This is a genomic window from Pseudoalteromonas sp. SG44-1 (assembly GCF_014164315.1).
GTDB classification, from domain to species: domain Bacteria; phylum Pseudomonadota; class Gammaproteobacteria; order Enterobacterales; family Alteromonadaceae; genus Pseudoalteromonas; species Pseudoalteromonas rhizosphaerae.
Window position 1 is genome coordinate 49,070 of the sequence record NZ_JACJEW010000019.1, and the last position, 23,242, is coordinate 72,311.

12 protein-coding genes are annotated in these 23,242 nt (G+C 41.4%); 4 read left to right on the forward strand and 8 right to left on the reverse strand.

Going from position 1 to position 23,242, the window contains the following annotated elements:
• The first annotated feature begins 7 nt into the window (after window positions 1-7).
• From H5187_RS10855 to H5187_RS10865, 3 genes are all read left to right on the forward strand, one after another.
• A complete protein-coding gene (locus H5187_RS10855) occupies window positions 8-496 on the forward strand; it encodes a TRAP transporter small permease (protein ID WP_145239113.1) in 489 nt (162 codons plus the stop codon).
• Window positions 496-1,797: a TRAP transporter large permease gene (locus H5187_RS10860; protein ID WP_145239111.1), complete on the forward strand. Its 1,302-nt coding sequence runs from the start codon at window positions 496-498 to the stop codon at window positions 1,795-1,797. Before H5187_RS10855 ends, H5187_RS10860 begins: the two co-directional genes overlap by 1 nt.
• A gap of 190 nt (window positions 1,798-1,987) precedes the next feature.
• Window positions 1,988-3,007 (forward strand): LacI family DNA-binding transcriptional regulator, encoded by a 1,020-nt coding sequence (locus H5187_RS10865; protein ID WP_145239108.1) that lies wholly within the window; start codon window positions 1,988-1,990, stop codon window positions 3,005-3,007.
• Between the two features lie 607 nt (window positions 3,008-3,614).
• Here the strand turns inward: H5187_RS10865 and H5187_RS10870 are convergent.
• Together H5187_RS10870 and H5187_RS10875 are read right to left on the reverse strand one after the other, a co-directional pair.
• A complete protein-coding gene (locus tag H5187_RS10870) occupies window positions 3,615-9,785 on the reverse strand; it encodes a pectinesterase family protein (protein WP_182797857.1) in 6,171 nt (2,056 codons plus the stop codon).
• A gap of 78 nt (window positions 9,786-9,863) precedes the next feature.
• The gene (locus tag H5187_RS10875) at window positions 9,864-12,827 is read right to left on the reverse strand and encodes a TonB-dependent receptor (RefSeq protein WP_182797858.1); all 2,964 of its coding nucleotides are present in this window, start codon (window positions 12,825-12,827) and stop codon (window positions 9,864-9,866) included.
• Window positions 12,828-13,017: 190 nt separating this feature from the next.
• Here H5187_RS10875 and H5187_RS10880 point away from each other — a divergent pair, with 190 nt between their 5' ends.
• Window positions 13,018-14,445: a polysaccharide lyase family 1 protein gene (locus tag H5187_RS10880; RefSeq protein ID WP_182794179.1), complete on the forward strand. Its 1,428-nt coding sequence runs from the start codon at window positions 13,018-13,020 to the stop codon at window positions 14,443-14,445.
• 69 nt (window positions 14,446-14,514) lie between these two features.
• Here the strand turns inward: H5187_RS10880 and H5187_RS10885 are convergent, their stop codons facing one another.
• The 6 genes from H5187_RS10885 to eda all read right to left on the reverse strand — a co-directional run bounded on the left by H5187_RS10885 (window position 14,515) and on the right by eda (window position 23,232).
• Entirely contained in the window at window positions 14,515-15,471 is a 957-nt protein-coding gene (locus tag H5187_RS10885) for an alpha/beta hydrolase (protein ID WP_182761030.1), read from the reverse strand.
• Window positions 15,472-15,477: 6 nt separating this feature from the next.
• Window positions 15,478-17,145 (reverse strand): glycoside hydrolase 43 family protein, encoded by a 1,668-nt coding sequence (locus H5187_RS10890; RefSeq protein ID WP_182797859.1) that lies wholly within the window; start codon window positions 17,143-17,145, stop codon window positions 15,478-15,480.
• Between the two features lie 3 nt (window positions 17,146-17,148).
• On the reverse strand, window positions 17,149-18,363 hold the full coding sequence (locus H5187_RS10895; protein WP_259400284.1) for a glycoside hydrolase family 105 protein: 1,215 nt from the start codon (window positions 18,361-18,363) through the stop codon (window positions 17,149-17,151).
• Between the two features lie 106 nt (window positions 18,364-18,469).
• Window positions 18,470-21,019, reverse strand: a complete 2,550-nt coding sequence (locus tag H5187_RS10900) for a glycoside hydrolase family 88 protein (protein WP_182797860.1) — start codon at window positions 21,017-21,019, stop codon at window positions 18,470-18,472.
• Between the two features lie 49 nt (window positions 21,020-21,068).
• Entirely contained in the window at window positions 21,069-22,517 is a 1,449-nt protein-coding gene (gene uxaC, locus H5187_RS10905; protein WP_182761027.1) for a glucuronate isomerase, read from the reverse strand.
• A 91-nt stretch (window positions 22,518-22,608) separates the two neighbouring features.
• Complete coding sequence (eda, locus tag H5187_RS10910; RefSeq protein WP_145239081.1) at window positions 22,609-23,232, reverse strand: bifunctional 4-hydroxy-2-oxoglutarate aldolase/2-dehydro-3-deoxy-phosphogluconate aldolase; 624 nt, start codon at window positions 23,230-23,232, stop codon at window positions 22,609-22,611.
• Window positions 23,233-23,242 lie beyond the last annotated feature (10 nt).

A 23,242-nucleotide genomic window follows, 5' to 3' on the forward strand; every position in this document is an offset into this window, starting at 1 on the left:
GCAAACAATGCGACAACTCAACACACACTTAAATCGCATCATAGAGCGATTACTGATTTTGGCCATGATAGCAATTGTAACCGTTGTTTGTTGGCAAGTATTTTCACGATTTATTTTACGTGCACCGAGCTCATACACCGAAGAGTTAGCGCGTTTTATCCTGATTTGGATTGGTGTCTTGGGCGCTTCGTATGCGTATCGTACTAAAGCACATTTAGGACTTGATCTGTTTTATCAAAAAATGATCCCGTCACTTAGGTATAAGTGTTCATTTGTAATCGAAATCTGCGTGCTGATCACAGCATTAAGTATTTTAGTGTATGGCGGCAGCCAATTGATGATGCTGAGCTTTGAATTAAAGCAAACCTCAGCGGCGCTTGAGATCAACATGGGTTATGTGTATATCGTTTTACCGCTGAGCGGGGTGTTGATTGTGATTAATTGCATTGAAAACCTGATCAATTATGCACAGCAAAAATTCACGGAGGAAGCGTAATGGACTTAACAGCAATTGTTTTAATCGTTTGTTTTTTTGTATTGTTATTTATTAATGTACCTATTTCTTTGTGTATTGCGCTATCAACATTAGCAGCGCTATTAATGCACATTGATTTTACGCCTGCCACCACGACCATAGCCCAACAAATGGCCGGTGGCATTGATAGTTTCGCATTATTGGCAATCCCATTTTTTATCTTGTCTGGATTGATAATGGGTCAAGGCGGCATTGCTAAACGGCTGATTGAATGTGCTATGGCGATGATAGGCTTTTTACCCGGCGGCCTGGCACTCGTAAATGTAATGTCGTGCATGTTATTTGGTGCAATATCAGGCTCTGCCGTTGCAGCCACATCGGCGATTGGTAGTTTTATGGTGCCAGAAATGAAAAAACATGGTTACAGTGCCAGTTTTGCTGCGGCGGTTACCGCAAGTGCAGCCACTACGGGCATGTTAATACCACCGAGTAATATTTTAATTATCTATGCCATCGCCAGTGGTGGGGTGTCGATTGCGGCATTATTTATTGCCGGCTACTTACCGGGTATTTTAGTAGGGCTGGCATTGATGATTGTTTGCGCTATTTACTCGATTAAAAACAACTACCCAGTAACAGCAAGACTGCCATTTAACATTGTGATGAAAAAAATACTCGCAGCTTTGCCAAGCTTGTTGCTTATTTTTATTGTTATTGGCGGCATTATTGGCGGTGTATTTACCGCAACTGAAGCCGGCGCTATTGCCGTTATTTATGCTTTAATACTGTCGGTATTTATCTACAAAGAAATCAATATAGCTGAAATGCCTGCTATATTACTAAAAGCTTGTGAAACAACGGCTATTGTAATGCTGATCATTGCCGCGTCTTCGGGCATGTCGTGGTTATTGTCATACACACATATTCCACAGCTGGTCAGTGAGTTCTTTTTAACACTCAGTGATAATCCGATTTTAATCTTGTTGTTAATCAATCTGATTTTAATTTTGGTTGGCGCGTTTATTGATATGACGCCTGCGGTATTGATTTTTACACCGATCTTTTTACCGGTAGCTGAGCAATTTGGTATGTCGCCGATTCAATTTGGGATTATGATTGTATTAAACTTATCAATTGGCTTGGTGTCTCCGCCAGTTGGGAGTGTGCTGTTTGTCAGTTGTGCGGTGGCGAAAACATCGTTACATAAAATAATTAAGCCAATGATGCCGCTGTATGCTGTGATGTTTCTGGTATTGATGTTGGTTACATATGTACCGGCGATCAGTGAAACGTTACCGCGTTTATTTGGTTTAATCGAGTAACTAACCTGAACTTGGGATAATTTATTTGCCAGCGTTTAGGCCAACTTAATCAAACAAATCTGTGATGGAGCTCAACAGCTCCATTTTTCTTTTAAATCAAAGTAGTCAATGTATAACAAGAGCTGACTAACTACTTCTATGGATCTACGGTTAGTGTTAAACTTTGCAATCATCCTAAATAGGAACTTTTATGTCAGTAACGATTAATGATGTAGCTAAGCTGTGTGGTGTTTCAAAGCGCACAGTTTCACGTGTGATCAACCGCTCTCCCGCTGTGGGTGAAGCGACGCGAGAGCGAGTGCTTAAAATTATCAGCGAAGTTGGTTTTTCTCCTGACAAACAAGCTCGGGGGCTGGCATCAAGTCGTTCTTACTTATTAGGTTTAATTTATGATAACCCCGATGCATTGTATATTGATCAGGTGCAACGAGGTGCATTAAGCGTCTGCTCTGAACTTGGCTATGAATTGGTTGTTCATCCTAGTTACTCTAAAAGTGCTGAATTTATTGACGATTGCCTGTCATTTATCTCTCGCTCTAAGCTTGATGGCGTGATTATTTTACCGCCAGTATCTGAAAACAAAGAGTTGGCTGCAGCAATTCGTGAAGCAGGTTGTCCTTATGTGCGCTTAGCATCGGTAGATTTAGATGATGCTGATAATATTGTGGTCTCAGACGAACGCGCAGCAATGAAAGAAATGGCCAGCTACTTGGTTGAACTTGGTCATAAAGACATTGGTTTTATTTCTGGACCGCAAGTTTATCGTTCTTCAATCGAACGCTTAGCTGGATTTTTAGCTGAACTGCAACAATGTAATGTGCAACTGCCAGGAAATCGTATTATTGAAGGCAAAAATAGTTACGAAAGTGGTATTGAGTGCGCTATGACATTGTTAAGCACTGAACCAAGACCAACGGCCATTGTTGCTAACAACGACGAAATGGCGGCTGGGGTATTACGGGTTGCCAGTAATTTAAATATCAAAGTACCAGAACAGCTATCAGTAGCAGGTTTTGATGATAATATTTTGGCTTCACGGATCATTCCATCGCTAACGACTATTCGAAGACCGGTACAAAATATGGCATGTTTAGCGGTGCAAAAACTCATTAATAAAAGCCAATCGACACAAAGTGAAAAAATTAAATTAGATGACGTAGTCACTCCTTATTTAGTGAAGCGTGAATCTACTAACAGATGCGCTAAATAGTACCGATTACCCCCCATAATAACCTTTTTGTTACAGACATATAAAGCGCCTAACTGACAGTAGGGCGCTTACTTCTATCCGTAATCCAATATACTTTTTTGATTTAATTCATAAGCTAATTAAATTTGAGGAGCACCTTTGATAAAATAGCATCAAATATCGCTGTTAAACCAAACGGCCGATATGCTGCCTAAAGGATAAAATTCATAGCGCTCGTTTTTAATATCTGGAAGATTTTGAGCGCTGCAAGTTCCTCCAAGTTTGATACTAATCGTATTAAGTTACTGACCATTTATAGCGACAGATAAATACAGTGCTAACAAGGCAGGAATTTTGACATGTAGTTGTTCTCGGCAATTACTCCTGCATTGCTCCACCTCCTGCATCCATACTTGAAAAATTACTAACTCAATTTAAAACGTTTACTTTATGCCCTCGCTCTTTACCCGCAGCGCCTATTAATCTCTTTGTGAATTATTCACTTAAAGATTTTATTGCACAAAGAGAAAGGAATGATATAGATAAAAAAAATACCCTTGCTGTGCGGGCAAGGGTATTGGTAACTATCAAATTGTGTGAAAGCAGCGCTTGGCTGCTCTCATTACAACTATTGGATGGTTATTTCATCCAATGTGATAGTTGCTTCACTTTCCGTTCTGAGAGTGATGAATGAGGTTGCTGTGGCTACCAACCCATCGACGGTGTACGTTTGACCAGGGACGAGCTCTTCAAGTTTTACTGAATAAAACTTTGAAGAGCCGCCATGGATCGAATTAGCGCTACCTGAGGTATTGTTATCTACATATATTTGGAAGCTTTTTGCGGTGTTACCTGCTACAGCCGCGACTTTAAAGCTCACTTGATAGTTGTTACTTAAATCAAGTAGACCCGTTGTGCTTGCATCCGCTGAGGTGGTATTCACCGCAGGGGTGGTATTGGCAATGCTAATACGTGCACCTGTCATGGTTAGTTGCCCAGCGGATACATCGATTGTGCCAGTGACACGATGAAACAGCGGGGTCCCCGTACCCGCTAAACCTGATAGGTCGCGGTAGCTATTACTAAAAAATTCGTCAGCATTTGCTGCGGCAAAATTTTCAGTAAATGGTAAACCAAGCGGCTGTTGCACAGGTGGCTCACTTGGCGCTGCAATGTCTGGGATGTCTAAATCGCTTTGATCTATTTTACCAATACCGGCATGGCCAATAACATGCGCTTTAACGTCCATTACTGGAGTTAACTTATACTCGTAAGGTGCTTGGTATGAGCTGGTGGGTGTCATACCTGTAGCAGTAACCTCTGCTGCCACATCGCCGTCAGCCACATCACCCCAAGTAACGCCTTCACCTAGGTAGTTACCCGAGGTATTCCAATAACCAATTACTTTTGAGTAAAAAGAGACCACAGGATTTTTAGTATGCTCAAAGTAGTTATTCTCAATATGTAGCTCTGCGCCCATTCGTGAGTTAATCGCGCTAGAGGTGATATTGTTATAATAGTTGTTGAATATATGGCCTAGACCAAATCTAAACAACGGAACACGCGATATGATGTTTTCAAAGCGGTTATGGTGAAAGGTAATATGACGATTCTTATTGCTGCTCGAGTCATCATCACTGTGACCATGGAGTGACGTTTTCCAGCTATCGTGAATATAGTTATATGAAATGGTAATGTTTTCAGCACCCGATTTAGAATCGATTAAACCATCATAATAATCTTGATCAACATTTAACGATGAATAGAGTTCGTTATGATCAATCCAGATATTCGCGGTAGGTTTATTTTCATCACCTTCAATCGAAATACCATCTTTACCGCCGGTAAGTACTTCATGGATTTTTAAGTTTTGGATAATGATGTTATTAGCACGACGAATAGCAATGCCGATACCACTTAGCTCACCACGATCTGCCACACCAATGATTGAGATATTATCCATATCTTTAATTTCGATAGAAGAATTATCGCCGCCACTGTTTGCATCAGTAATGACACCGTCGACATAAATAGTCACTGGAACACCTGATGATTTTGCTTGTGCTAAAGCCGATTTAAGCGCTGTGCCATTATCAACGGTCACGACTGTTCCACCTTCGCCACCGGTTAGGTTAAAATTATAACCAGCAAAACCCAGACTATTATTCACCGGTGTAATTGCAATTGGCTCATCTGGCAAGATTGGGATTGCTAGTGGTTCAGGTGTCCAACCTTGGCCATCATTAAAGCTTGCAAAAATAGCATTACGCTCAAGTAAGTTAACCACGTCGCTGTCTTGCATAATGTAACCGCCAACACGGGCACTTAAATCAAGGGCATTACCTGCTAAATCCATGCTGCCATACTCGCGCCAGCCACTGGTAGCCGTTGCAATTTCTGGATTTGGTGCAGGTTGACTGTTAACACCTTGCACAGCCCAACCTGAGGTTGCAATGTGGGTATCAAACTTATTATTGATAAGCGTTATGTTATCGAAATATGTGTCACTGCCACCACTGCGTGCAATATAGGTTGAATTATCTAACACATCATTGCCAATTGGTCCTGGGCCATGAGTAAAACTACTGTTTAAAAAGATAAAGCCAGGATCTGTTTGCACAGGTACGCGTGCTTGTAATACATAGCCTCCAGAGGTGTCTTTCGTTGGGTCATTGTCTTTAGAGTCACCTATAGTGCGTATTTCACTGCTTTCAAATAATGCGGTAACTGGGTAGCCCCAAATAAAGTCAACATTACCAGCAACTAAGCTGTTGTAGAACCAGCTATAACCTTTCAGTAATAGGGTATCTTGTTCGCTAATAAAGCTGGCATTATTAGCCACTAAACGACCATTACTATTAAAGTAAATTGTTTCAGCTTGGTTTGAATCAACCTTGTTACGCAAATGCGTGTTTTTCAATGTTAGGTTGTTGATCACTAACATATCCCCACCTTCAACTAAGAATACACCACGACCGCCACCCGGTGTGCCAGAACCTACAGGCGCACTGCCACCTGAGCCACCATTGAGTGTTTCGAAGTTTTCGTACTGAATAATAGTATTGTCTTGGCTTTGCCCTTGTATAGTTACGTTATTTTTATTACGTAAGAATAGCAGTTCATTATATACACCATCTTTGACTGAAATGGTGGTTTGCTCATCTTTAGCAAGATTTGCCATTGCAAAGTTAAGTGCACCTTGCACGGTTCTAAAGTCAGCTACACCGTCATCATCAACCAATAGTTGATTGCTTGCCGGCGTTGTCACTTTAGTGGTGAACGTCCATTGGCTATTATCACCGAGGCCAATAAAATCAGTACCGTTGAGTTGTGCGCCTAATACCACATCATCACCAATGACAACACGATAAGTATGGCCATATTCAAGCACATTATTATGCGGTTTAATGGTTAAGGTATTGCCTTCAATTGTGAGCGGGTAGTAGTACACAGAGCGGACTTTATCCTGGCCGGTGTAGCCTATCACATCGACATTTTTACCCACTTTGAGGGTATCAACTAGGGTGTTGTCGTTTTGCTTATAAATACGAACTTCACCTAAACTACCAAAGGTAGGGGCGTTATCAAAAGTAAGCGATAATTGGGTATCAACAAATTGGTTATCGCTAGCAATCGCTGGCATTACTTTAGCTGTTAAATCACCATAGTCAGCAGTTGGCATAACAAAGCCTTCTGCAACAGAGACTTTAATAGTACGGGTAATACTTGGGTCTGAATCCGATACAAATGTGATCGTTGCATCGCCTGCAGCAATCGGTGTAAGGGTGATCGCATTTCCATCGATTGTAACGCTCACCACTGCTTCATTGCTTGAAGTGACCGTGTAGGTGTCGGCTGTGATACCGTCGTTTTTAATCGCTGTAACGTTGATCAACAATGGATCCATACTGGTACTTGTGTCCCAATTAGGCTCTTTGTAATCAAGGGTTAACTGAATTGGCTTGATACTAGGGTCGCCCACTTTTACATCATCAATTTCAAACGAACGATTATTCGTAAACACACCAATTAAGCCACGCGCTGTATAGCTGGTATCAGTCGCAGAGCCCATTTTCTCACCATCTAAGTATACGGTAAGTTGATCATCAATCATCTCAAATCGAGTGGTGTACCAAACGCCGTCTTCTGTAGCGCCTTTTTCACCGAGTAAGATTGGTGATTTTGTTTGCACTGGACGCGCAATCGACCCTTCGCTACTAACGGCAACTTCCACTTGCGTACTGCTTGATGAGTTTTGCACATTTAAGCCACCGGCGTACCAATTACCGGCATTTAAATAGCGTGCCATCAAAAAGATCTGCTTATTGGCCGTGGTAGAGTTCTGGCGCGGGCGAATTTTCGCTTCAACAAAGTAGTTACCTGTCGAAGGCACGTTTGCCATAGCTTCTTCAGTGGCTAAAATTAGCTCGCCCCCAGCACCGCCTGCGGTGTATCGCATCATGTTATTACCCATGATATTAAGTACATCAAACTCACCCATTGGGGATTCAGTGTTATCTGGCTTGGCTAAAATTTGCCAATTATTTAAATCACCATTGGCAAAGTCATCACAAAAATACAGTTCAGGTGCATCCGTGCAGCTAAATACAGATGGATCTTTAACATACTCAACTCTGAGGTTATTGATAACCACAGTGCCGCCTGTTTCGGTACGTAACTGTAAAAATGAGTTTTTAGTCGCAAGCTTTCCGGGTACTGTTAAAGTTTGACCAGCAGTAAGCGAGTTGATCAATTCATTATAAAAACGTGAGTCATTACCATGGATTGATTTAGAACTGCTTGATGAGTTGTTATCCACATAAATTTGGAATTTATTATCACCTTCAGGGTCACTTATACTGACAATATCCATCACCACTTGATAAGGACGAGACAAATCCAGCGCTCCACTGGTGGTGGTATCCGTTGCTGCTGTTTCAATACCTGGGGTGGTGTTACCTAATGTGAAACGACCTCCATTGAGTTCTAATCCAGTATCAATCACAGTGACTGAGCCGCCTGTTTTGCTAAACATGGGGATTTCATCGTCGTTTGCATCAATAATTTTTTGATGATCAACAGAGAAAATATCCGCAGTAAGTGCGGTAAAGTCAGTGGTAATTGGTAATTCTACTGTTGGGATCTCGCCTTCCACAGGAGGATCAATCGGTGGTTCAACCGGTGGTTCAACATCTGGTACGTCGGTTGCCACTGTTTCAATGGTTAAGTTATCAATGACAATCATTGCCGCTGAATCAGTGCGTATTTGGAAATATGAATTTTTAATCTCAGGATTTAAAATACCGCGGGCATCGACATGAGTCAGATCAGGGCCAGTATTTACATCTTCGCCTGGAATGTAGGTATATGAAAACCGTTGACCTGCAGGGGTGTTGGTTTCGTTTATGTCTTTACCATAAAACTTTGAAGCACCACCATGCACTGAATTACTTTGACTGGCAGTATTATTATCAACATACAGCGATAATCCACCGGCACTATTATGAGAAATAACATCAAAGCTAATGGTAAACCCTTCGCTTAAATTATAAATCCCCACACCTGAGCTATCAGTCGCTGTTGATTCTTTGCCGGGCAGAGTATTACCGATTGTAATACGGTCGCCTTCTAGAATTAGGTGGCCTGCTACATCGTCAATTTTTGCACTACCGCCACTTTTAAAATATAACGGGCCGCTGCCTTGCTCATCCGATAAGCTTTTATAGCTCGATGAGAAAAATGTTTCAGTGTCAGTATCAAACTCTTCAATTAAGGCTAAACCAGCTTGCTGTGCTAAATCATTGAGTTTAACTAGCTCTTCTTGAGCTTGTTGTTCGGAGAACACTAAAATATTGTTTTTAGCATCATCATTACTATCACAAGTAAGCACCAGTGTTGCCAGTGCGCTTGCATCGCTGGTGGCACAAACACTGTAGGTGTTATTAACCGTATTATGCGAACGAGAGATTATATACTCAGTGGTAGCAGACTCGCCCTCAACTGAGGTCAGTGCAAGTACACGGTTACCGAATAAAAACGAATAATTGCCTGTTACTGTTTCGTTACCATCCACTACTTGGCTGAATGTTCCACTAAGGTTTGCTTCATCAACGGGCGTTAATATCAACTGTGCAATACTTGCCTCACTGCCTTGTACTAACGGGTTATACAATGTTCCGCTAAAATCGGCAGTATTAAATGCTAAAGGTTGTGTGCTGTTGTATTGCTTAAAAATAAAATCAACAAAGTGCACAATCGCTTGATCAGCTGGAATTAAGGTATTATTAGCTGAGCCTGCATCAGCGAGCCACGCATTAACGTTTGCCTCAAACTCATCGCTACTAAAATAGTCCGTAATCGTTTGTCCTTCGGCTAAAGTCATAACGGCTGCTTGTGCTGCTTGCTCGCTGATGGTGATGCCATTGCTAGGATCACCATCAACATCTAGTGACTGTAATAAACGCAAACTATTAATAACAGCAGGATGAAACACGGTATCTGTCGAAAATAAAGCAAGTGGAGTTAATACATTGGCGGCAGAGACCGTAGGGAAGGTAAGTGCACCAATTGAGAAATCGATAGCTTCACCTCTAAAGTAATCGAATTGTCCATTTGCGTTTGTTACACCATTGCTTATTGATGGGCTGTTGTAGGTTAAACCAGCAACAGGGCTGTCAACAAATACCCCTTGCACTGGTGGTAACGGGGCTTCTTTGACATTGATAGAACTATCTTCACCGCAGCCTGCTAAGATCGCGGTGATCAGCAAACACGATGGTATTTTTATTGTATTATTCATGCATCCCTCCAAGGATGAAAGCGCGTCATTAACGCGTTAATTGTGTGTGAAATTAACGTTTTTCATTATTAGTAGCTGTTAATAAAATTTATAATTCATACCTAACTGGAACGTACGACCATAATCTTCACGTTGATAGAGGATTTCACCACCGGATAAATCATTACCTTTGAAATAACGTAAATCTGCTTCATCGGTTAAGTTAATCGCGTCAAAATACACGCTGAGGCTTTTCGTAAAATCATATTTCACTTTCATATCAAAGGTTAAGATATCGTCTTGGTATATATCAGCCCATGACTTACAGGTATGTGGGTCTGATACAGAAGCTGATACGGGACAAGAGCCAACCTCTTCAAGGATATCTGAGCGGTAATTACTAATTAGGCGTAACGAGAAAGTCTCATCTTCCCAACCAACAGCAATGTTACCGGTGATATCTGCTTGGCCTGGTAGCTGCATTTTGTCTTGACGAATAGTGGCGTCGAGTTCGGCTTCACTTTTTACAAAGGTCATATTACTTTGCCAAAATAAGCCATTTTCGAAGAACTGATTGTAACTAAGCTCAATCCCGTAGACTGTGGCTTTATCACCATTGAGGGTGATATCAACCTGATTTAGAGCAAGATCTTGAGGAATTGCAAAATCAGATACTTGGTTTACAGGTAAAGTAAGCGGGAGCTCATCTATGCTCATTTGAATACCAGTGACATCGACGATGAAGTTATCAATATTTTTGTAAAATACTGCAGCTTCCATAAATAACTCTTTTGATGGATACCAGCCAAACGAAGCATCAAAGTTATCCGAAGTCATTGCCACCAAATTTGGGTTACCTACTTGTAACGCATTGTCAGGCCCTAAAATATAGCCTTGTAAATCAATTGCGCTTTGTCCATCTGGTGAGTTGTAGCATTCATTAGTCGTTGGATCACATAAACTAATATCACTATCAAAACGCGCATAACCACGCGCTTGCTTAAACGAAGGGCGGGTATAACTAGTCCACAGTGATGTACGAACCAACATTTCAGGATTTGGTTCGTAGCGTATATGCATACTTGGGAAAAATTCACTGTAGGTAATGGATGCCTCAGGTAAAGGTACCGAAATATCTAAGGTGTGATCACCGCCAAAATTCCAATCATCATTTGATAATGACATATAACCGGTTGATGAAAATTCGGTATGTGCATAGCGTACACCGGTAATAACACTGACCTGCTCTGATAGCTGCAGCTCAGTCATAATATAAGCTGCGTAGGTATCTTCGTATAAGGTATAGTCTTCTTTGGTGCTGTCAATTGACACTTCGCCACCGGTGGCACTGTCGCGCGTAATTTTAGTTGAGTCAACTATGTACTCAAGGTCTTCGTTGCTAACAAAAGGATAGGTAAATAAGCCACCCTCAGGAACCGCAAAGTTATAATCAGTAACATTTGAGTTGGCGACTGTAATGCAGGTTTCATCCGTTCCACAATCGAGAGGGTTTATTGCATAGCTCCAGCGATCTTTATCACGGAAGTGTTCGCGTTCGTTATAAGTGCCACCAATTTTAATGAAATTAAGGTACTCAAAATCAAAGTCTTTTTGTAAGTTTAACTTGATACTGGTGACTTCATCAGTGCGGACACTGTCTTCCATAAATAAGTTGTCGTATTCCATATTTGATAAATCGCTGATATCACCATCGGCTTCACCGGCAAAAACATCATTATCTGGATCTAACGCAAAACCACCTAAGGCAGCAGCTTCTTCAGGAGTTAGCACCTGTGCAACAATATTGTTTTTAGTTGCTTGACCGTAAACGATATTCTCACGCTCACGAAACTGAACTCGGCGATCCCCCACTGATTTATCATCTGTTTTTGAATACGCATATTCATAATCTACGCGTAAAGTATCGGTAATATAGTTTTCACCACCGATGCTGTAATTGGTTGTAGTCGTTTCACCTTCTTGAATGAAAAATTGGTTGTAAATATCGATATCAGACAGCGCAAACTCTTTTGTATCAGTATTTACATAGATAATTTCATCTGCTTGGTCGCCGTTATAAAAGTTATAAAACTCTCTTTGTGCGACGTCATTATCGGTGTAATTTGAGTAGTTACCTCGTATGTAATAAAAACTGTCTGCGGTTGGCTTAAACTCAACATTTAAAGTTGCGGTGGTACGTGTTCGATCAGCAATTTCACGGCGGTTTTCGAGTTGCGCGGGGATCAAAATTTCTGGGGCGACACTGAGTTCTTCTTCGCTTAGACCAATTCCCCCTTGTAAAAAGTTTAATTCGCGGGTGCTATGATGGCGTACTTCATCTACTTGGGTTTTTCTGTCTTCATAGGATAGAGCAAAACCAACCCCTATTTTCTCATCTAAAAATAGTTGTGTACCATCAATGCTAAATTTAGGCGATTGCTCTTCGCGTAATTCACTGTATGAATTTTGTAGCTTCATTTTTAATGTGTTTTTACCACGATCATAGGCAGAGATGGCTTTTACGTTGACTGCACCACCAATTGAATTGAGGTTCATATCTGGGGTAAGGGTTTTAAATACTTCAATTGCACCGAGTGAATCACTGGTGATGCCATCAAGGCCAATTTTACGGTCATCACCTGCGCCAGACAGTTCTGCACCATTCATGCTCACTGATACGAATTTAGGGCCTAAACCACGCACGGCAATGTATTTTCCTTCACCTTCACTGCGTTCAAGTGTCACACCTGGAATTCGACGAAGTGATTCTGCAACATTTTGGTCAACAAAGTTTCCCATGTCATCCGTGGCAATCACTGAGCTAAATGCTTTTGCATCGCGCTCCATAGCACGTGCTTTTAAATCTGCTTGATAAACGCCTGTTACAGCAATGATTTCAATATCATCTTCAGCTTCTACGTTTTTTTTATCTGCTGTTATTTCGGCGTTTGTTGTTGGTTTGTCACTTTCTACCTTTGGCTGTACAGGATCAGCTGTTTGCGCATAAAGTGGCATAGCTACCATTAATGCTGCTGCGATCGTGCTTAATCTCATGCTCTTCATCTTTGTTCCTTTTCCAGGCTTTTAATTGTGTGTGCAAGATATGGGATTCCCGTTGATTCAAATTCCAACTTGCCACCGGTGGCAGAATGGAATAACATGAAGTTAACACTGTATTAATGAAACTGTCAATTTACATATTGACAATTTTTTATTTTAACCAGCATTAAAAACGAAATAGCCAAGGAACATTATGCAAGTTCTGAAGAATAATAATTTAAACTATCTCAATATCGTATTACTAAGCATCATTATTGTGTTAACGGTTTTTGTTTCGACTAATTTATACGCTTCACAAGTTAACACACCATTGGCTTTTCCAACGGCAAAAGGGTTTGGTAAGTACGCAACTGGGGGCATTAATGGCACGCTTTATAGAGTCACTACATTAGAAGATAATTTAGATAAACCGCAACCAGGCAGCCTTCGCTATGCAATTGTGCAAAAGCATCCTCGCACTGTCGTATTTGCGGTATCGGGTGTGATCAAATTGGCAGGGGAACTTAAAATCTCACATGGAAATATAACCATCGCAGGGCAAAGTTCGCCAGGTGGGATTGCCATTGTTGGTGCACCTGTGACGGTTTCATCCGCAGATAATGTGATTATTCGCTACTTACGCTTTCGCTTAGGTACATTTGGTTATGCTGATGATTCATTAACGGTGCGTAACAGTGAGAATGTCATTATTGATCATTGTTCATTGAGTTGGTCAGTGGATGAAACCGCGAGCTTTTATAATAACCGTAACTTTACGTTACAAGATTCAATTATTTCACATAGTTTAAGCCATTCAATTCACCCTAAAGGCGATCATGGCTATGGTGGCATTTGGGGCGGGGCAAATGCGAGCTTTATTAATAATATAATTGCCAATCATGCCAGTAGAACGCCTAGGCTCAATGGTCATAGACTTAAATCACCGTATGCACAAGATGAAGAGTTTGTTGAGCTTATCAATAATATTATTTTTAACTGGGGACATAATAATGTTTATGGATCAGAAAATGGTCGTTTTAACTTGATCAACAATTATTATAAACCAGGTAAAGCAAGTAAGATCATGCAGTTTGCTGATATTTGGTATTCCCCAGAGATCAAAGAAAATCAGGCATATATTATGGGAAATGTACTTGAGAATAACCCACAACTGACTGAGCATAATTATTTAGGTGTAAATTATCGCAAAGCAGTCAAAGCAAAACGCACTATCAGTGATGAAAATAGCCAGTGGTTAAGTGATAAACCAATCATTACATCACCCATGCAAACAACCATGGTTTATGTTAGTGCAAAGCAAGCATTTAGTGATGCCATTAAAGGGCAACATATAGGAGCAAGTCGTAATGCACATGGCTATTTCCATGACAGTATTGATACGCTTGTTTATCAACAGCTCGCTGATAGTGTCGCGATAAAGAAAAATGGTTTGATTGATCATGAGTTTGAGCTAATTGGTAATTGGGATGCATATAAACAGGAATTTACAGGGGTTCCTGCAATCGTTGATGCTAATGAAGATGGTGTTGCGGATGATTGGTTCAAACAGCATCAGCTGCAATTAAAAAATGCAACTACAGCGCAGGTTTTGCAGCAGTACTTAAATTCGCTTAGCGACTAACAAAGAAAGCCTTGATGACTTAAAATAACCATTAACTCATCAAGGCTTTAATTTTAACAACAATAATGATCAACGAGTTTTAGCAAATTGTGCTGTTAAAAAGTCATCAATAACACTGGTTGTAGGCGTTAACCACGGCTGGAATAACCAAAATGAATGCGGCGCATCATCAAACTGGTAAACTTCACTGGGTATATGCAACTGTTGCAACTTTTGTATTGCGCTGTCTCTACCTGCACGAAAGCGTGGCACTGAGCTATTAATGAAAAGTGTTGCAGGCGCTTTTTTATCAATATAGAAAATAGGCGATGCGTCGTGCCAACGCTGTGGGATAGTTTCATACCTACCCCCCAACCACTTGCTGGCTGATGTGACGGCCTTGGCTGGGTTGTTTTCAAAAGGCAGTGCTTCAGGGGACGTGAAGTCACTTAAGCCATCTATATTGATCAGCGCTTGGACCTTAAATCGCTTGGAGTTAGTGTCGCTGCTATCAACAATTCCGCCTCTGTAGGCTAACAGCGCGGCTAATTGGCCACCTGCAGAGCCGCCCGATAAAGCAATCTTAGTGCTGTCTATATTATACTGAGCAGCATTATTTTTAAGCCAATGAAACGCATCAACTAAATCCTCAACTGCTGCAGGATAAGGCGCTTCCTTGCTGAGACGGTAACTGGGCGCGGCAACAACATAACCACGTTCTACCAGCGCAATTGCAAGTGCTGTCATTAATGCGGGGGTACCTGATTGCCAGCCACCACCGTGGATCAACATAATCAAAGGCGCCGTTTGTGTTTGCTGTGTTTGCTGATAAATATCTAAAGTCTGTGCACTGGTTTTAGTTTGTTTGTAAACCAGTGCTTTATGAGCGATTACAGAGTCAGGAAGTGTCGTTGCGGGCACCTGCATGTGTGGATAGTGTTTGATTAGTTTTTTATAAGTATTTTCAACGGTGTAATCAGCTGCTATGCATGGCTGAACACAGAGCAATAATACGGCAAAAAAGTTCAACGTTTGATGTTTTAGCATATTCATTTAATCCAAAGTGTCGTAACGGGCATAGTCAAAATCGGCATAGCTGCTAGCGCCGGGAGTTTGCGACAGGCTAAATAAGCCTAACTTAGCACCTACCCAGCGGCCTTTTTTAGCTTGGAAGTGTTCACCAATAATTTGAAACTCAGCACTTGCAGCGGTTCTATAACTAAAAATGGCTGTGGCGCCTGGTTGTAGAACGACTTTTAGTTCAAGATAGGGTTGTGTCAGTGGTTGTTGCTCTACGATACTTTCTGTACAGCCTTTTCTCGCATTAAAACAGTGCACATAGACTAGCTGTTGTTCGCCAGTAGAAGATGTTTTGATACCAATCCATGCATAGTCTTCACCAAATAAAATTAGTCCTGAGGAACTAGCAGAGGTTGTTTGGTTGACCTGCAATGTGGTTGTAAAAGCAAGCTGTTCTGCAGGGATCTTTTGCAGTAACAATGAAGGCGTTGACCATAAATTAGTATTGTTTTGTGCTGTAATTTGCTGCGAGTGTAAGCGTAAAAAGCCGGGGTTGTCTGTCAGTGAATACCAGCTGTTACTTGGATTTGCATTCCATTGCCATAATAAGCTTAGCTCAGCGCTGTTGAATTCATCATTGTTCACTATGCTGGTGGGTTGTGGGTTAATTTTGCTTCTAGGTTTAGTGTGCTGTAAAACCGGTTGCCCAGTTCCATTACCATTTTTATCTATGCCTATGATTGGCCAATCATTGTCCCAGCGCATAGGTTGTAAATGGGTGATTCGACCATACGCTTGTTTGCTTTGAAAGTGAATAAACCAGTCCTCATCAAATTGGGTGTGAACCCACGCACCTTGATGAGGACCGTTGATCACTGAATTACCTTGCGCCATTACTACTTTGGCTTCATAGGGACCGGTAATTTTTTTTGCTCTAAATACCGATTGCCAACCTAAATCTACCCCACCTGCAGGCGCAAAAATATAGTAGTAACCGTTACGTTTATAAAATTTAGGACCTTCAATGGTGCGATATCCAGGGTGATTTTTACCATCGACAATGTGTGTAAATTTATCACTGACCCAACTTGCGTCATCTTTCATTTCACGCAGCGTTAGTACATTATTAAAGCCAGCACGACTTTTTGCCCATGCATGTATTAAGTAGGTTTTACCATTGTCGTCCCATAAAGGTGCCGGGTCGATTAATCCTTTACCCGCTAAAATAAGCTGTGGGGTTGACCAAGTTCCAGCAGGATCATCTGTTGTGGTTACATAAATACCAAAATCAGGATCAGGGTAAAAAATCCAAAATTTATTATCATGAAAACGGATTGTTGGTGCCCATACGCCGTTGCCATGTTGTACTTTTGCAAAGTGGGCTTGTGGCAGCTGTATTGGCAGCGCATAATTTATTAACTGCCAATTGACTAAATCGGTAGAGTGTAAAATAGGCAAGCCAGGTGCAGAGTTGAAGCTAGATGCTGTCATGTAATAATCGCCATTAACAGCTACTACATCCGGGTCGGAATAATCGGCATGCAAGATTGGGTTTTTATATTCGCCATTACCTAGATCTGCTTGCCACGGGCTTTGAGTGTGTGTTGACGATAGTAATTGCGACTCTTTTGCATAACCTAGGCTGCTACTTAAGCAAACGAGAAAAAGTGCTAAATAGAAATAGTATTTGTTGCTTAGCATCGGTTATTTCTCCATTTCTAAACTAGCAAGAATAAAAGGGCCGACTGCTTTAGGATCGTTCGCGCGTACATTTTCACTGATGTAATAAGCAAAGCTGCCATCTCGATATGGTTTACCGCCAAGTCCTGCTACTTCACATACTTGTTGGATTGATAAGGTGTTATCTGCTTCACGTTTGATAAAGTTGCTAACTACAGCATTAAAGGTATTTTTTGCAATCACTTGGTAGCTATCAGACAAGTAACCTTGATTAACAGCTCTTGCAATCGCATAGCTGAGCATAGCACTGCCAGAGGATTCTAAATAATTACCGTCTAATTCACCTTTATCTGTAACTTGATACCATACAGCGGAGTCAGAACGCAGCTTTAACATGTTATCTATCAATGTATTAAAGCGCTGTGATAGCCACGCTTTTTTAGGGTGATCATTCGGTAGTTGATCTAATACATCAACCATTGCCATGGCGTACCAACCGATAGAGCGCGACCAATGATTAGGTGATTGTCCGGTTTTTTTATCAGCCCAACGCTGTTGTTTAGATTCATCCCAGCCATGTACAGGTAGAGAGGTGTCACTGCGATAAGTATGTTGTTCAATTAATTCAAACTGTTTTATAACATCATCATACTGATCGACTGTCCCAAAGCGGCGGATATATTCGGCATAAAAGGGCGCTGCCATATATAAACCATCAAGCCACATTTGCGAGGTATAGCGTTTTTTATGCCAAAAGCCACCATCAATTGTGCGAGGTTGTAATTTGAACTGTGCATATAAAGTATCGAGGGCAAGACGATATTTACGATCTTTTGTTTCATCAAACATAAAAAACAGTAACTTGCCGGCATTGAGCATATCGAGATTATATTTGCTCATTACGTAGGTTTTAATACTGCCATCTTCCATTACTAACGCGTCTACATATTCTTTAATGTAATTGAAATAGCGTTGTTCTGGTTGATGCTGATAGAGCTTGGCAAATGACAGTAACACTAAGCCATGGGTGTAATCCCAGCGCGGTTCAGTGCGCCAATCAATGGTGTAGGCCTGTGGATTACGGATCATCTCAGAGTTAGCCATTTGCACGGCATAGCTCAGTGAGTTGTTATTATTTTGCGCAGACACATTCATTATTGAGCAGAATAAGCAGCAGAGCAAAAATGAAAAAATATTTTTATTTACGCTGTTTTTATTGATTTTGATTATACGCATCATAAATCCTTATGAGCTTAGTGTGCTGATGTTGTTGAAGGGAAGTGAGTTTTGGCCGGTAAGCAAAATGCGATGGACTTTGCTTTCCGGCTGAATAATCTATGGCTGTTTAGTTGTTACCAGCTAGAAGCTTAGCTACTTCAAGGCTTGCTAGAATGAAGGGACCATTTCCTTTAGGATCATTTTTGCTGACCGGCTCGCTCATATAATAGTGATAACTACCATCACGACCAAAGCCAAGGCCTGCAACATAGCATTGGTTTGTCATACTTACCGTGCCATCGCTATGTACTAATGTAAATTGGTTAAGTAAACCTTGATACGCTGCAAGGGCAGTGTCTTGATAATCAGCATCGATATAGCCATTATTAAGTGCTTTGGCATAAAAGTAAGCAAACATGGCTGTTGAAGTTGATTCTTGGTAGTTACCTAAAGCCGTTGGTTTGTCTAAAACTTGCCACCATGTGCCGGTATCAGTATCTTGAACTTTGGCAATATCCGTGGCCAACTCTTTTACCATGGCGAGTAAGGTATCGCGTTGCTCTGTGTTTTTTGCTGGGATGTAATCGAGTACATCAACCACTGACATAGCGAGCCACCCCATACCACGGCCCCAAAATTCTGCAGAAACACCCGTTTGTTTATCAGCCCATGCTTGCTGTTTAGATTCATCCCAACCGTGATAGTACAACCCTGTTTTTGGATCGCGTAGTGCTTCACGAGTGAGCTTAAATTCGTTTACAACCTCGGCGAAGGTTTCTTGTTGCTGATGGCCCGTTTCAAATAAGCTACCGTACTGGGCTAAAAACGGCATACCCATATAAACGCCATCTAGCCACACTTGATGTTGATATTTGTTTTTGTGCCAAAATGCGCCTTGTGATGTACGTGGCTGTAACTGTAATTGTGCACGTAAAGCTTTTGCGGCAGATAAATATTGTTGCTGCTGGGTATCTTGGTATAGCTGGATAAGATTACGCCCAGGCGGAATGTTATCAATGTTAAAATTGCTTTGTTTATAGGCGGTGATTTTGCCTTGTTGATCAATAAAGCTACCAGTAACTTGGGCAATCACATTCTTATAAGTTTGATCATCAGTTGCCATCCCTAATTGGTAGTAAGCATATGGCTGTAAGCCGATAATGTCGTATTCAAACTTTGGGCTGCGCTTACGGTTCACATCCCAGCCATTGGCATGATAGCCTAGTGCTTTTCTTTTCAGCTCTGAATCGGCAAGGGCGCGGGCCCATTCAAGGGCTATTTTATCATTAAGCGGTTGCGTCGTTTTTTTTGCTGTAACTGTGGTATGCAAAGTAATGCGTGGTTTAATTGTCAATCTTTCAGCTTGTTGATCAAGGTACTCAATAAAGCTTTCTTTATCGTTGATACCACTTTCAGGTTGCCAAACAGAGGCAAAATAGTAATCAGTATGCTGTGTACTTTGTCCTTTAGGTTTGAGTACTGCAAGGTAGTTATTTTTGTCTTGGCGCACGTCAATGACATCACCTTTTTTAAAGAAAACCGCCATACCTAAAGCTGATTTATCTAAGCTTTGATTCCCCCAACTGGCAATATAGCTATAGCCATAATTACTCATTGCATCCAGATCACCTTGAATAAACTCAGTATCTGGGTGTTTGACCACACCGGCTACTAAATTAGGCAAATCTTTATCAGTGTTCAGTTCTACATGTGCCAAACGTGAGCCGCCGTGCATACTAATATTGGCTATTAAATCTTGCTGTTGATAGCTGTTTTGCCAGCCTTGATACTCAATTTGTATACTGGCGCGTAAATCGCCATTTTCAATAATCCGCGCTGTACGTTTGCTAACATCAGATACATGTTCCAGCTCATCATTATTACCCATCAAACCAAATCCGCCAGCACCTAAAGACTTACCCACTTTAAGGATATCCATGCCCCAGTCTTGTTTGTCATGATACGAAGAATAACCATCAAGGCCGACAGTATGTAGCACAGGTTGTGTTGTTAATTTGCCGAAAATATCAAAACCATTACGCCAATCTAGATAAAAGCGGTAACCGACTTTATCCGACTCAATACCTGGGCCTTCATAACGGATCCAATTTGAATGATCGGTGTAATAATCTGGTGGTGTTAACTCATCAACATTTTTAAATTCACCGCCTACATACTCTTTTTTACCTGTGCCAACTTGGTGTTTTGGCGGACGAGAATGAGGCTGCCATTGACCACCTTGTTTATGGGCAAGATCAGCTTGAACACGTTTTGTTTGTGCTGTGATTGATGGGCTACTTTGCTGTGTAATGGTGACTTCAATCGGTTTATCATTTAAATCGACAATAAAATACACACCATCAAGTTCACCGTCTGAATCAATATCTACTGCTTGGCTTGGTAATACTTGCTGCGCTGTTTTTACAGTTAAAGCAGCAGTTTGGCTAAGACCTAAATCGTAATAGCTAAGATAGATAGGCTCGTCAGGGCGTTTAAACGAAGATGGATTAACAATGTCCACTTTAGCAACTAATGCGCTTCCAAGGGAGTTAGTTTCGCTCGCTTGCAGTGGTGTTTTAAGATCTGCATGTTCTTGGCATGCAATCAATAATAGGCTAGAGCTTAGAGCTGTTCCCATCAAAATGCGCTTTGATAACAGTGATGTTTTTAAAGTCATTGTGTGTCCTCAATGGTTGAGCCACTTAAATTAAGTGGCTCTATTATTGTTATTTATCGAGATTGTATGCTTTTTTCACTAGCCCATAGGTTAGTTGATAAGCCAGAGTCTGGGCAGTACTTTCGCTAATTTGATGATTTGCTACAAGCTCTGCTAAATAGCGACAATCAACGCGGCGTGCAACATCATGACGAGCTGGAATTGATAAAAATGCGCGGGTGTCATCATTAAAGCCAACCGTGTTATAAAAACCAGCTGTTTCAGTTGTTTGCTGTCTAAAACGAAGCATACCGGCGGGGCTGTCATGGAACCACCAAGCAGGACCTAACTTGAGGCTAGGGTAGTGACCCGCTAGTGGCGCAAGCTCTCGACTATAGGTCGTTTCATCTAATGTAAATAGGATGATTTTAAGATCCGGGTGATTTCCGTATTTACTCAATAGTGGTTTGAGTGCATTAACGTATTCAGTTTGGCTTGGAATATCACAGCCTTTATCACGGCCAAATTGATCAAATAACGCTTGGTTATGATTACGATGCGCGCCAGGGTGAATTTGCATCACTAAACCATCTTTAATGCTCATACCGGCAAGCTCAGTGAGCATTTGGCCACGGAATAATTCTTGCTCTTGCTCTGTTGAATGGCCTGTTCGACATTTTTCAAATAATGCTTCACATTCTGCGGTAGGTAAGTCAGCAGTTAATGCAGTAGGGTGGCCATGATCGGTTGCTGTTGCACGTCCTTCAATACGAAAGTAATCACGACGTATTTGAATTGCCGCTAAATAACCTTGCCAAGTCGTTGTATCTTGGTCGGTTATCTCACCAAGTTTAATTACGTTGTCGATAAAATCTTCACGGCTAGCATCAACCACATCATCAGGTCTAAAGGTGGTGATCACACGTTTTTCCATTGCAGAGCCTGCAATTGCGCGGTGGTGCGGGAGCTGATCAAGTGCACCTTCTGTTGTGGCAATTAGTTCAATATTAAAGCGGTCCATCAGTGCATGAGGCTTGAACTCGGGTGTTGCTAACGCAGCTGTAATTTTTTGATAATAGTGCTGACCATTTTCCGAGCAAAGTTTTTCAGTAAACCCAAACACATCACTAAATACCGCATCTAACCAATAGCCACTTGGCGTTCCGGCATACAGGTGATAGTTATCAGCAAAGATTTGCCATACTTTTTCAGGATCAGCTGCTTTTGAACGAGCCATATCGCCTTGCAGCCCATGCTCAGGTACTCCTAAATCAGTCATTGGGATACCTTGACTGTAGAGCATTCTAAACACGTAGTGATCGGGTTTTATAAATAGCTCAGTAGCATTGCCAAAGTTTTCATTTTCATTAAACCAACGTGGATCAGTGTGACCGTGCGGACTAACTATCGGTAAGTCTTTAATTGATTCATATAACTTTCTAGCGATAGCAACGACGCTAGGATCGCTTGAAAATAAACGATCTGGGTGCAATTCTAAAGGTTCGATATTGCTCGGCATTGAAGATTCCTTAACTGTTCTGCTTGTTTATTGCCACCGGTGGCATGTAAAGGTAAATTACACTGACAACGTATGGCAGTCAATATGTTAATTAGTTGTTGTTTAGTACCTGAAGGCAGGCTTGCGTGATTTTGTCATAGTCTTTACTTTGTACCCATTGTGGTTGTGCAACCCAGGTTCCACCCACAGCCATCACATTATTAAGTGCTAAATAGTCTTTAAAGTTTTGTTCATTAATGCCACCTGTTGGGCAAAAGCGAATATCAGCAAATACGCTGCTGACTGCTTTTAAAAACTGCTCGCCACCACACAAAGAGGCAGGAAATAATTTTTGCTCAGTAAAGCCATATTCTTTAGCAAGTAAAATATCGGCGGTGTTTGAAACACCCGGCACAACGGGCACAGAAGATTGACTAAGGGCATCGAGTAATCGTGGTGATACCGCAGGAGTAACAATAAAATCACTGCCGGCGGCAAGACTTTTTGCAAGTAATGCTTGATCAGTAATCGTGCCGGCACCAACGCATAAATCGGGTAGTGCTTTTTTAATCGCGATTAATGCGTCAAGGGAAGCTGGCGTTCGCAGCACAACTTCCACTAAATGAATGCCAGCCTTGTGCATTGCAGTGGCAATAGCCACACCTTCTTCACTACTGTTTGCTTGGATGATAGGCAATATAGGTTGGTTGCCTAATAATGTTGAAAACACGGTCATACAATTTTCC